This is a genomic window from Acinetobacter sp. 16, assembly GCF_033439925.1.
Classification (GTDB): domain Bacteria; phylum Pseudomonadota; class Gammaproteobacteria; order Pseudomonadales; family Moraxellaceae; genus Acinetobacter; species Acinetobacter junii.
Genome location: NZ_CP137746.1, coordinates 327,769 through 339,987, shown reverse-complemented (window position 1 = coordinate 339,987; position 12,219 = coordinate 327,769). Strand labels below are relative to the sequence as shown.

Here is a 12,219-nt window from a genome sequence, read left to right as displayed (position 1 = left end):
TAAAAAAGCCATCATTCGATGGCTTTATAAACAAAAAATCTTAACGCCATTTCACGGCTTGAATATCTTCAGTTTTTTTATTGTCCTTTTCATCGCTTGCACAACCACATCCACCACCACATCCAACAACCATTTTAGGTTTCAATCGTAGAGCTAAGCGTTGCCAACCAAAATGTTGACATACATTCGACAAAGACATGAACATAGCATTTGCGGTTTGAGGAAATACCTTTTTAAAGACAACTATGGCACTCCAACCGACCAAAACCGCAATAATCAGATACTCAAACATATGCAGCTCCTATCTAGCCCCAAATTCGCGAAGCGATTTGGTAAGTAAAGAAAGACATCAAATAAGCCAAACCAAATAAATATGCGGTCATCACAGCCACATGTTTCCAAGAACCTGTTTCTCTACGCACCGTTGCCAAAGTTGCTAAACAATGTGGCGCATAAACAAACCACACCAGCAAAGACAGCCCTGTAGCTAAAGACCAACCTGTTCCATCTGCACTAATTAAATGAGCCAAGCCTTGGGCAACAGCTTCATCATCAGCTCCAGATAAGGCATATACTGTTCCCAGTGCAGCAACAACTACTTCACGTGCTGCCATCGCTGGAATAAGTGCAATACATATCTGCCAGTTGAATCCCACTGGGGCAAAAATAGGCTGCATTAAATGCCCCAACATACCAGCAAAACTATAATCAATCGCAGGTTGAGTGGCACCTTCAGGCGCTTGTGGGAAAGTACATAAAAACCAAAGTAAAATCGAAAGCGCGAAGATAATTCCACCCACGCGTTTTAAGAAGATTTTTCCACGATCTAATAAACCAATGCCGACACTTTTTAAATCGGGAATACGATAGCTTGGCAACTCTAATAAAAGCGCATGTTGTGATTTATCTTTTTGCAAAAATTTCATCACAAATGAAACACATAATGCGCTAACAATACCCGCCATATATAGACCAAACAACACTAAACCTTGAAGATTAAAGATTCCCCAAACGGTCTGAGCTGGAATAAAAGCTGCAATCAATAAAGCATATACAGGTAGACGAGCTGAACAAGTCATTAATGGCGCGACCATAATCGTCGTGAAACGATCACGGGGATCACTAATACTTCGAGTAGCCATAATACCCGGAACAGCGCAAGCAAAACTTGAAAGCAATGGAATAAACGCGCGACCACTCAAACCTGCTTTAAACATCAATTTATCAAGCAAGAACGCAGCACGAGGTAGATATCCAGATTCTTCCAAAACTAAAATGAAGAAGAACAGGATCAGAATTTGTGGCAAAAACACCACTACGCCACCAGCACCTGCAATAATTCCATCAACCACTAAACTTTGTAAAAGTGGCTGACTGATATGGGTACCTAATGTTTCACCAAGCCATCCAAAGAATGTTTCAATTCCATCCATAAATGGTGCCGCCCAAGCGAATACGGCTTGGAAAACGATGAACATCATCACTGCTAGACTGAGCAAACCCAACACTGGATGCAAGAAGATTTTATCAAGGAAATCTGTACGCTTATCTTCCTGATCTACGAAATTCACGACATCTTTGAAAATGGTTTCAATTTTCTGATGATGCTCACCAGTCAAACCACTCAGCTCGGTCTGCGGAACGGTATATTTCCCTTGATCAAGTGCATGTAATAAATTTTCGATTCCTGAATTACGTACAGCAACCGTCTCAACCACAGGTACACCTAAACGTTGAGATAATTTTTGTGTATTGATTTGAATACCACGACGACGTGCTTCATCCATCATATTCAAAACCACGAGGATCGGACGACCAAGCTCAATAATTTCTAATACGAGACCAAGATGTAGTTTTAAGCTCGTCGCATCTACTACACACAAGAAAGCATCTTGCTGACCTTCCTCAGCTATTTTACCTTGGCAGACGTCACGGGTAATTGCTTCATCGGGACTGGTTGCTTGTAAACTATAAGTTCCTGGCAAATCTAGAACACGAACATTTTTACCTGATGGCAGCTGAAAATGTCCGACTTTACGTTCAACCGTAACACCCGCATAGTTTGCTACTTTTTGACGAGTACCAGTTAAATGATTGAATAAAGATGTTTTACCGCAGTTTGGATTTCCCACAAGGGCAACACGAAGTGCATCACTCATGTAGGTGCTCCTTCCAGCTGAATTTCAATTTTATCGGCTTCAGATTTGCGCAGAGCAAAACGGGTAAAACCTATTTGGATTAGAATCGGGTCACCACCAAAAACACCTTTGGTGATCACTTGAACCTGTGCTCCTGGCACAAAACCTAAACTCTCGAGACGTATCGCTACCAGATCTGGTTCATCATTATCATTCACAAGGCGATTCACTTGCGTGATTTTCGCTGTTTGTTTGACTTTTAATGCTGACAATCGCACCGTTTCTAACCCATAACTCTTTTGCACGTAGTATACAAGCAAATGAGAATAATTACCAAAAGCAATCTCAGTGGCATTTAGTCTTGTCACAGATCGACAACAAATACTTTTTCTTTTACAGTGCAGTAGATGAAAGGATTTAAGCTGTTATGTTAAATAAAAAACCTCGTATTCCTGCTGCTGTAAAAATCCCTGAACATTTAAGTTTTTTACATGGATTTCGTGATTATTTAGTTGCACAAACAGTAAGTCCGCATACTCGTAATGCCTATTTGTCTGATTTAATTCAATGTAGTGACTTGCACGACACAGTGGTACTTACTGAGTGGTCAAGTGATGATATTGCCGATGTACTGATCGCGCTGACCAAACATGGCAAAAGCCCACGCTCCATTGCTCGGTGTTTATCAGCTTTACGGCAATTTTTTAAATTTCTCAGAGAACAAAAACTTCGAGATGATAATCCTGTTGCGACACATCAATCCCCAAAGATTGGTCGAGCATTACCCAAAGATTTATCAGAGCATGATGTTGAAGCACTGATAAATGCACCCGATATCAGTACCGCTTTGGGTTTACGTGATCGAGCCATGCTTGAAGTTTTATATGCTTGTGGTCTACGTGTTACAGAACTACTGAATTTACGTTTAGAGTTAATAAATTTAAAACAAGGCTTCTTACGTATTACAGGTAAAGGAAATAAAGAGCGTCTTGTCCCGCTAGGTCAATACGCATGTGAATGGGTCGAGAAATACTTATCAGAATCCCGCCCACAGCTTTATAAAAGTAATACCGATTATTTATTTCTTACCCAACATGGCGGAATCATGAGTCGGCAAAACTTTTGGTACGCGATCAAACGCTATGCTTTACAGGCCAATATATCCGCAGAATTATCCCCGCATACCCTGAGACATGCGTTTGCAACACATTTACTCAATCACGGCGCTGATCTGCGTGTAGTACAAATGCTACTCGGTCATAGCGATCTTTCAACCACACAAATTTATACGCATGTCGCTCAACATCGAATGCAAGAGCTGCATAGCAAACATCATCCAAGAGGTTAAACCGACCGTTTATCTATGACGCATTCAACAAGTTGATTGAGTTCACAAAGCTTAAGCAAGATTTAACGAAGTCAGATGTTTTTTTTGTTATGCTTAGACCCTTAATACAAATGAATACGTAGAAAAAAGGTTCTTTATGGTGTTTACTCGGTCTAAGCTTGCGCTTGCTTGTGCATTAGCATCAACTTTATTAGTTAGTGCCTGCTCAAAAGAAAATTCAGCGCAAAAACAAGATGCTCTTACAGCAACAGCGCCTGCTACGGGTGAAGCATCAACCTTAAGTGAACGAAACGCGCAACAACGTTTAGTCTCAACCTTAGAAAAACATCTTAAAACTGCAAATATCAACGCTAAAATTATTGCAGTTAAAAAAACAGAAGTTCCTAATCTATTCTGGGTGAGTCTAGAAGGCATGGGTTCTGTTTATGCCACTAGTGATGGTCAATACATCATCCAAGGCGATGTGATCCGTTTAGGCGACAAACAGCTACAAAATGTTAGCGAAGCTCTGCAAGCTACAGAAAATAAAAAACATTTAGCAGCACTCAAAACTGAAGATTTAATTGTTTACCCAGCGGAAGGCGGTAAAGCTAAGCATGTGATTTATGTCTTTACCGATTCAAGCTGCCCGTACTGTCACAAGCTGCATGAACATTTACCTGAAATTAATGCCAAAGGTATTGAAGTTCGTTATATCGCATGGCCACGTGGTGAGCAGTTTATGCCTACGATGCAAGCAATTTGGTGTAGTGAAGATCGCAAAGCTGCATTTGATCAAGCATCACAAGGTCTTCCTGTTACTGCAGCAGAATGTAAAAACCCTGTACGTGATCAATATCAGTTAGGTTTAAACATGGGCGTTAATGGCACACCAGCAATTTATAACGTTGACGGCGAATATCTTGGTGGATATATGACACCAGAAGAAATCATTAAACGACTCGAAAAATAAATCCTCACAGCAACTCCACAAAGCGACTTGGGCGACAGATTAAAGATGATCTTAGCCCTAGTGTCTGCGCACTTTTTTAGCTATGATCAAGCTTCATTAAAATGATTGAATAAAATGGAGTGTGACGTGAAACCAGTTCGTCTGGCGATACTCGGTCTTGGTACTGTAGGTGGTGGAGCCCTTAAATTATTACAAGAAAATGCTGCTGAAATTAAACGCCGTACTGGTCGAGAAATTCAAATTACACACGTAGGCACCCGCCGTCCACGTCCAGATCTACAACTCGAAGGCATTAAACAAAGCTCAGATCTCATGGAGATCGTGCGTCAACCTGATGTTGATGTAGTCGTTGAAGTCATGGGTGGCATTCATCCTGCTTATGAAGTCATCATGGAAGCCATTAAGCATGGCAAGCAAGTTGTTACCGCAAACAAAGCTTTACTCGCAGAACATGGTAATGAGCTATTCAAAGCAGCAGAAGACAATGCCGTACAAATTGCTTATGAAGCAGCTGTTGCTGGTGGTATCCCAATTATTAAAGTCATCCGTGAAGGTTTAGCAGCTAACCATATCGAATGGCTTGCAGGCATCATCAACGGTACAGGTAACTTCATTCTGACTGAAATGCGTGAAAAAGGTCGTGCATTTGATGATGTTCTCAAAGAAGCTCAAGAGCTTGGCTATGCTGAAGCAGATCCGACATTTGATGTTGAAGGGATTGATGCTGCACACAAACTGACGATTTTGGCATCTTGTGCGTTTGGTATTCCACTTCAATTCGATAAGGTTTATACCGAAGGCATTAGTAAAATCACAGCTCAAGATGTGAAATATGCTGAAGAACTTGGCTTCCGTATCAAACATTTAGGTATTGCGCGTCGTGCTGAAAAAGGCATTGAGTTACGTGTACACCCAACCTTGATTCCTGCTGAAGAATTGATCGCAAACGTGAATGGCGTAAAAAATGCGGTACTTGTTCAAGCAAATGCGGTGGGTCCAACATTGTACTATGGTGCTGGTGCAGGCGCAGGACCAACAGCTTCAGCAGTTGTAGCAGATGTGATTGATATTGTTCGAGATATCTCATACACCGAAGACGGCGCTGGAACAATCCCTCAACTTGCATTCGAGGCGCTTACAAATGTACCAATCCTAAGCCGTGAAGAAATGACAACGGGATATTACATTCGTTTAAATGCAGAAGACCAAACTGGTGTGCTCGCTGATGTCACTAGCATTCTCAGCCGTTCAGGTATTAGTATTGATGCGATCATGCAACAATCTCGCCTCAAAGACCTCATCCCAATCGTGATTTTGACTGATCCAATTGTTGAATCAAAAATGGATGAAGCTCTTGCTCAAATTCAAGCATTACCAGCTATTCGTGGCGAAATCGTAAGAATTCGTTTAGAATCGCTCGATAGTTAATCAGGTTGAGGGAAAATGCCTTCCCTCACCCCGCTCTACCTCATATTGGAACACCATCATGTCGAATGCCAATCGTTATACTGGTCTTGTAGATCGTTATCGTGACCGTTTACCTGTGTCTGCAACTACACGTGCAATTTCTTTAGGCGAAGGAAATACTCCTCTTATTAAACTAGAGAACATTCCACGTATTATTGGCAAAGACGTTGAAATCTATGTGAAGTACGAAGGTCTTAACCCAACAGGTTCATTCAAAGACCGTGGTATGACGATGGCTGTAACCAAAGCAGTTGAAGAAGGCTCGAAGGCAATTATCTGTGCATCAACAGGGAATACTTCAGCTGCAGCAGCGGCATATGCAGCACGTGCAGGAATCAAAGCATTCGTTTTGATTCCTGAAGGCAAAATTGCAATGGGTAAAATGGCTCAAGCAATGATGTACGGTGCAATCACCATGCAAATCCGCGGTAACTTCGATGACGGTATGCGTCTAGTGAAAGAAGTAGCAGATCAAGCACCTGTGACTATCGTAAACTCAATCAATCCTTACCGTTTGCAAGGTCAAAAAACCATTGCGTACGAAATTGTTGAAGCTCTAGGGCGTGCACCTGACTACCACTGTTTACCAGTAGGTAACGCAGGGAATATCACTGCACACTGGATGGGGTATACAGAAGCAGTAGCAAATCAACCTGCTGATCAGTTCGAACAAGTCATCTATGATGCAGCAACAGATCAATTCACTGGTCCTAAACCTGAAGGCTTACCAACGATGGTTGGTTATCAAGCTTCTGGTGCAGCGCCATTCTTACGTGGTGCTCCAGTGGAAAGTCCTGAAACCGTTGCAACGGCTATTCGTATTGGTAATCCACAAAGCTGGAATCATGCAAAAGCAGTTGTACGTGATTCGAAAGGTTGGTTCGATGAACTTCAAGATAGCGAAATTCTTGAAGCTCAACGCTTACTTTCTATGTATGAAGGTGTTTTCGTAGAGCCAGCTTCTGCTGCTTCTATCGGTGGTGCTATTCGTGACATCAAAGCAGGTAAAATTGCTGAAGGTTCTGTGATCGTATGTACTGTGACAGGTAACGGTTTGAAAGATCCAGATACAGCAATCAAACAATGTGCGGATGCTGTGATGTTATCCATCGATGCAACGATGGATCAAGTTAAAGATTCTATTCTTTCAAATATGTAAGAATAAATTTTTAGTAATAAAAAACCAGTTGCTTGCAACTGGTTTTTTATTAACTAGAACATGATTTTATTCTTCATATTCATAATCTTCATCGTAGCTGTATTGTTTCGCTAAGTCTTTTTCAATTTTTTGAATTTCTTCTAGATTAATTTCTTTAATTTCAAACAAAGGTTGCTTCAATAGCGAATTCACAGCATACAATGCTTCATCTTGCCAAGCATCAATGACAAGGGTTTGTTTTGCTTCATCATAACTTAAACCAGATCGTGTACTAATCATTGCTTGCAATAAAATCGGTTGGGCTGAAAGTTCATCCAAGCTGCCTTTTATTTCAATTGCTGAATAATCATAATCAGCAAAAATATGCTCAACTTTAGATTTAAAAGCATCTAAACTTTCTGAATATATTAGACCCGCAAAGCATTCATCATGTTCCTCCACCCATTGTTGTTTTTTTACAGACCATAAACCATAAAACTTGACTTCATTTTCGAATTCAACCAATTGGAATTTTTGCATTCCAGCAAGCTGAATAAATTCAAAGGTATCATCGTCACTTAAACTTGCAGGTAATACATCGTCAGAAATATCCCCTTCTTCGCAAATATGTTCACCACAACGTGAATATACGAAGTCATCTAATTGCTGCAATAATGCTTCATCAGCATCAAAAAGAGATTCAACTTCATATAATGCAAAATCACGCGCTCCATCTATCTCAAGTTTTTTATAAGCTAATTCAGCCTGTTGCTTATTATCAAAAACATTAGCAATACGATTGCCAGCTACGTAGAAAACTTCATCGTTATAACCAAAATACTTGGCACGAATCACATATGTGCTCATTTTATTCCCGTAAAAATATATCGTTAAGTCGTTTGTTTTATTTGATGTAATGCTTGCGCACTCAGAGGAATTGCCATCCCATTGTCCATCCACAATTCAAAATGCATCGCATTAAAAAAATCAGCAGGGCTATAACGAATATTTCCCAAACTAGGCAGTGATCCCAATCGAGGTAAGATATCAAAAATAAACCAGCTATTATGTGTCAGTAATAAAGAATGTAATTTACCCGTCTGTGCTAATGGCGATAACATCATTTGCGAAAGTGTTTTATCCTTTACATAGTTAAGATGTAATTGTTCTAAATGTTGTTCAAAATTTTGGGGTAATTGTTTTACATCTATCGCATTTACAAAATCATGTAAGGTCGGAATAAAACGCTGTTGATAGTCCACTAACAAATGATCACGCTCACACAAATCTTTAACATCAACAGATTTGCCTGTACTCGTCACTAGACTATGCCCAAAGATCGGTACTACAACTGAGTTAATTCCCCATAAAGTATGCAAAACTCGGTGTCGTGCATCACTGCATAAGCTTTTGGTACTATCTATAAAAGCATGAATTTCATAGTAGTCTTCAGGCTCCCCACCCCAACGTTTTGCGGAAATCCGAGCATGTTGCATCGCATTCATGATTGAATGTCATCATTTATTGTAATGAATAAATATTACTCTATTTTTGATTTATTAATACATATAATTATTTGATAAAAGACAAGTTATGTCGTCTTTCTCTGATTTTTTAAAGACATAAAAAAGCTCTTCATAAAGAAGAGCTTTTAACAATCCAATGCTACTAAATACGTTTTGGTAGGGTAGCCACCCAATTTAATAGATTCGTCGCATCATTTGTACGTGCTTGAGAAGTTGAAGCCCCGAGCAATACGACAACAGCTGGACGAGAATTAACTGTGGTGTGCATCACTACACAACGTCCTGCCTCATTGATATAACCTGTTTTTGATAAGTTAATATTCCAACCACCATTACGTACTAATGCATTGGTATTATTAGACTTCAAAACACGATAGCCTAAATTAAAATCATAAGTAGGTGTTGTTGAGAACTGACGAATCAAACCATATTGAGATGCAGCACTCACCAAAATACCTAAATCTCTTGCTGATGAAACATTATGTGGATCAAGGCCTGTAGATTCAGCATAACGCGTTGATGTCATACCTAGTTGTCTTGCTTTAGCATTCATCGCAGCCACAAACGCTGAACGACCGCCTGGATATGTACGAGCTAAAGCAGCAGCAGCAGGATTCTCAGATTTCATCAATGCGAAAAGCAGTAGTTCTGCACGATTCATCGTATCCCCGGCACGCAATGTAGAACTTGAGTTCTTACCACCAGCACCAGCGAAATCGATTTGTTGTAAGGTGATCTCTTCCGACATGTCTAAACGAGCATCAGCTGTCACAACTGCGGTCATGACTTTAGTAATCGATGCAATTGGAACTGCTAAGCTACTATTTTTACTGTACAGTACTTCACCAGTTTGTGCATCCATGACTAATGCTGCACGTGCATTGACAGAGGGTTGATTGCTATACCCGAAAGTGTCACGTATTTGTACGCTCTTTTGAGGCGCCGTTGATGAAGTAATGGAAGCAGAGCCACTCCCTCGTAAAGTTGTCGTGACTGAAGTTGAACCTTGTGGGCTAATCTCAGTCTCATCATCTTCCAGAAATTGACTGACATCATTTGCAGACCAACTAATCGAAGCTGACGAACTGCCCGCACTCGGAGATACTGAATTATTATTCACTAATTCAGCAAAACTTGTTGAACTCCACGCCAACAAGATCGACATGCTTAACACATGCAAGACAGATTTTTTAGAATTTTTCACGACACAATACTCAACTCAGGACGCTGTACATTTGCGCTTACTATCATTATGCCTTACATTTGAACAAATCGGGTAAAGCTTTTGTAGACACAATTGTGTACAACTATTCTCTAATCACAAAGAATAGGATTGCTAATTTTGTCGTTTCATTGCAAGCTAATTTTGCTTTATGTAACAAAAAACCAGTTTTTTGAAAAAAAAGGAGGTCTTCTTGATCACTGTTCTCGTTGTTGATGATCATGAACTCGTACGCACAGGCATTTGCCGTATGTTAGAAGACCATCCAGATGTAGATGTTATTGGACAAGCTGAATCTGGCGAGGAAGCAATTGCATTGGTTCGTCAAAAACACCCTCAAGTGGTGTTGCTTGATGTCAATATGCCAGGAATTGGTGGCGTTGAAACTACTCGCCGACTACTCCAGTCAGCACCAGATACAAAAGTGATTGCTGTCAGTGGTTTAGCAGAAGAACCCTACCCATCACTACTGCTCAAAGCTGGTGCTAAAGGTTATATTACCAAAGGTGCACCAATTTCAGAGATGGTTCGAGCGATCAATAAAGTCATGCAAGGTGGTAAATACTTCAGTGCTGATATTGCAGAGCAGTTAGCTAGCTCATATCTTTCAGATACTCAACAATCCCCATTTGATTCGCTTTCAGAACGTGAAATGCAAGTTGCGATGATGGTCGTTAACTGTATTAGTGCTCAGGAAATTGCTGATAAATTGTTTGTAAGCGTTAAAACTGTCAATACTTATCGTTATCGTATTTTTGAAAAACTTGGGATTGATAGTGATGTCAAACTCACACACTTAGCGATTCGATACGGTCTTATTAAACCTTAAGAAAAGTGATCACATATGCTGGGCAAAATAGCCTCTTCCGTCTCCCAAACCGTCTATAAGCTTGGTATTTGGTATAGTGGATATCGGCTGATTATCTCTATCAGCCTTTTGCTCATTTATTTATTAACGGCTGAGCAATTAGCCTCAGACTATGATTACCCTTTTTTATATTTCTATACACTGATTTGCTTTATTGCATTTAGTATTTTCCAGCTTTTTTTACTCAAAATACTTCCAGTACAAGTCACTAAACAGCTCATTTTAATTTTTCTTATTGATGTGATTTGTTTAGCGTTGATTACTTTCTCTGCGGGGGGGCCAAACTTACAATTAAGTTTGCTGTACGTAATCGTAATCTTTTCTTCTGCAATTCTACTAAACTCTCAGCTCTCGCTGATCGTGACACTTTTTGCTGTCATTATGGTGGTTTATCAACGTTTTATTGGCGATTTCTTTAACTACAACAACTTAAATCATTTAAGTAATAGTATCTTTCTCGCTTTTTTATTCTTTGTTGTGCATGCGATTGGACGTATTGCAGTACAACGTTTTAAAATTTTAGAGACGTTGACATTCCATCAATCCATAGAGATTCATCAACTTCAAAATATCAACCGCTACATCCTTGAACAGATTGAAGATGGTTATCTCGTTCTAGATGAAAGTAACCATATTGTTTTAAGCAATCCTGCTGCCAATACTTTACTTGGAATTAATGTCCCTGTTTCTACTGAGAAAACACCTTTAATAAAATGGCAACCTGATCTTTTTGAGCTGATCAAATTTAGTGAGCTAAAAGATGGTGAGGAATTTAGTTTTGAATCACAACTTAGCCCATACACGGTCAATGTTCGAGTCAAACATTTAATTGTTCCTGAACAGCCCCTATTCTTATTGATCCTGAAAGATGCCCAAAAACTTACTCAACAGGTTCAACAATTAAAATTGGCAGCTTTAGGACAACTTTCTGCAAGTATTGCACACGAAATCAGAAACCCACTTGCAGCTATTGTACAAGCCAATGAATTACTTAAGGGTAGCGATATCCAGCAGCAAGACATGCTATCTCGAATGATTAGCAAACAGGCAAAAAGGATCGATAGCATCATTCAAGATACTTTGGGGATGGCACGCAATAAACCTACTGAACCACAAATTATTCAATTAACAGAATTTTTTGAAACATTATTAAATGAAGATTTAGCAGATGTTAAATCTAAGATCCAACTCAGTTTGCCTGAAAATTTAACGATCCTGTTTGATGAAAAACAATTAAGACAAGTATTAATCAATCTTATTTGTAATGCTATAAGACACAATGCACCTGAAGCAGAATATATTGAAGTGAATATTCATCTAAATGATGGTCGCACCCGAATAGATGTGATTGATTTTGGTACAGGCGTTGCAAAAAGAGATATTTCTCAGTTATTCAAACCATTTTTTAGTACCGAAATTAAAGGAACTGGTTTAGGATTGTACTTGTCTCATAGTTTTTGTGAGGCAAATCATGCAAAGCTCAATTATATAGAGCAACAACAAGGAGCATGTTTCAGGATTGAATGCTCAAAAATTCATTGATTAAATTAGGTTTTTCGG

At 39.6% G+C, this 12,219-nt stretch carries 12 protein-coding genes; 6 read left to right on the top strand and 6 right to left on the bottom strand.

The window, feature by feature from the left end:
- Positions 1 to 40: 40 nt before the first annotated feature.
- The 3 genes from R2H34_RS01575 to R2H34_RS01565 are packed head-to-tail and all read right to left on the bottom strand — an operon-like array spanning position 41 to position 2,416.
- A complete protein-coding gene (locus R2H34_RS01575; RefSeq protein WP_039046864.1) occupies positions 41 to 292 on the bottom strand; it encodes a DUF6587 family protein in 252 nt (83 codons plus the stop codon).
- Between the two features lie 13 nt (positions 293 to 305).
- Positions 306 to 2,159 (bottom strand): ferrous iron transporter B, encoded by a 1,854-nt coding sequence (feoB, locus tag R2H34_RS01570; RefSeq protein WP_039046865.1) that lies wholly within the window; start codon positions 2,157 to 2,159, stop codon positions 306 to 308.
- The gene (locus tag R2H34_RS01565; protein ID WP_020899909.1) at positions 2,156 to 2,416 is read right to left on the bottom strand and encodes a FeoA family protein; all 261 of its coding nucleotides are present in this window, start codon (positions 2,414 to 2,416) and stop codon (positions 2,156 to 2,158) included. Before R2H34_RS01565 ends, feoB begins: the two co-directional genes overlap by 4 nt.
- 149 nt (positions 2,417 to 2,565) lie before the next feature.
- Here R2H34_RS01565 and xerD point away from each other — a divergent pair, with 149 nt between their 5' ends.
- From xerD to thrC, 4 genes are all read left to right on the top strand, one after another.
- Positions 2,566 to 3,486 carry a site-specific tyrosine recombinase XerD gene (xerD, locus tag R2H34_RS01560; protein ID WP_004957351.1) on the top strand — a complete coding sequence of 307 codons (921 nt, stop codon included), beginning with the start codon at positions 2,566 to 2,568 and terminating at the stop codon, positions 3,484 to 3,486.
- A gap of 136 nt (positions 3,487 to 3,622) precedes the next feature.
- Positions 3,623 to 4,438, top strand: a complete 816-nt coding sequence (locus R2H34_RS01555; protein ID WP_004957350.1) for a DsbC family protein — start codon at positions 3,623 to 3,625, stop codon at positions 4,436 to 4,438.
- Positions 4,439 to 4,564: 126 nt separating this feature from the next.
- Positions 4,565 to 5,866 carry a homoserine dehydrogenase gene (locus tag R2H34_RS01550; protein WP_004917010.1) on the top strand — a complete coding sequence of 434 codons (1,302 nt, stop codon included), beginning with the start codon at positions 4,565 to 4,567 and terminating at the stop codon, positions 5,864 to 5,866.
- Positions 5,867 to 5,924: 58 nt separating this feature from the next.
- Complete coding sequence (gene thrC, locus R2H34_RS01545) at positions 5,925 to 7,064, top strand: threonine synthase (RefSeq protein ID WP_002048893.1); 1,140 nt, start codon at positions 5,925 to 5,927, stop codon at positions 7,062 to 7,064.
- A gap of 66 nt (positions 7,065 to 7,130) precedes the next feature.
- On the opposite strand, the gene R2H34_RS01540 is transcribed toward thrC, so the two are convergent.
- The 3 genes from R2H34_RS01540 to pbpG form a co-directional block, all read right to left on the bottom strand.
- A complete protein-coding gene (locus R2H34_RS01540) occupies positions 7,131 to 7,910 on the bottom strand; it encodes a hypothetical protein (protein ID WP_004917012.1) in 780 nt (259 codons plus the stop codon).
- A 23-nt stretch (positions 7,911 to 7,933) separates the two neighbouring features.
- A complete protein-coding gene (locus R2H34_RS01535; protein ID WP_004957343.1) occupies positions 7,934 to 8,548 on the bottom strand; it encodes a DUF6915 family protein in 615 nt (204 codons plus the stop codon).
- Between the two features lie 163 nt (positions 8,549 to 8,711).
- The gene (gene pbpG, locus R2H34_RS01530) at positions 8,712 to 9,773 is read right to left on the bottom strand and encodes a D-alanyl-D-alanine endopeptidase PBP7/8 (RefSeq protein WP_005403528.1); all 1,062 of its coding nucleotides are present in this window, start codon (positions 9,771 to 9,773) and stop codon (positions 8,712 to 8,714) included.
- 211 nt (positions 9,774 to 9,984) lie between these two features.
- Between pbpG and R2H34_RS01525 the strand changes: the two genes are divergently transcribed.
- Positions 9,985 to 10,620, top strand: a complete 636-nt coding sequence (locus R2H34_RS01525; protein ID WP_004957336.1) for a response regulator — start codon at positions 9,985 to 9,987, stop codon at positions 10,618 to 10,620.
- 15 nt (positions 10,621 to 10,635) lie between these two features.
- Positions 10,636 to 12,201 (top strand): sensor histidine kinase, encoded by a 1,566-nt coding sequence (locus R2H34_RS01520; RefSeq protein ID WP_004917019.1) that lies wholly within the window; start codon positions 10,636 to 10,638, stop codon positions 12,199 to 12,201.
- Positions 12,202 to 12,219: the final 18 nt, after the last annotated feature.

What these genes read in the sequence shown, in the direction of transcription:
- R2H34_RS01575 (WP_039046864.1), bottom strand. Translation starts at nt 292, where the DNA reads ATGTTTGAGTATCTGATTATTGCGGTTTTGGTCGGTTGGAGTGCCATA.
- feoB (WP_039046865.1), bottom strand. Translation starts at nt 2,159, where the DNA reads ATGAGTGATGCACTTCGTGTTGCCCTTGTGGGAAATCCAAACTGCGGT.
- xerD (WP_004957351.1), top strand. Translation starts at nt 2,566, where the DNA reads ATGTTAAATAAAAAACCTCGTATTCCTGCTGCTGTAAAAATCCCTGAA.
- R2H34_RS01555 (WP_004957350.1), top strand. Translation starts at nt 3,623, where the DNA reads ATGGTGTTTACTCGGTCTAAGCTTGCGCTTGCTTGTGCATTAGCATCA.
- thrC (WP_002048893.1), top strand. Translation starts at nt 5,925, where the DNA reads ATGTCGAATGCCAATCGTTATACTGGTCTTGTAGATCGTTATCGTGAC.
- R2H34_RS01540 (WP_004917012.1), bottom strand. Translation starts at nt 7,910, where the DNA reads ATGAGCACATATGTGATTCGTGCCAAGTATTTTGGTTATAACGATGAA.
- R2H34_RS01535 (WP_004957343.1), bottom strand. Translation starts at nt 8,548, where the DNA reads ATGAATGCGATGCAACATGCTCGGATTTCCGCAAAACGTTGGGGTGGG.
- R2H34_RS01520 (WP_004917019.1), top strand. Translation starts at nt 10,636, where the DNA reads ATGCTGGGCAAAATAGCCTCTTCCGTCTCCCAAACCGTCTATAAGCTT.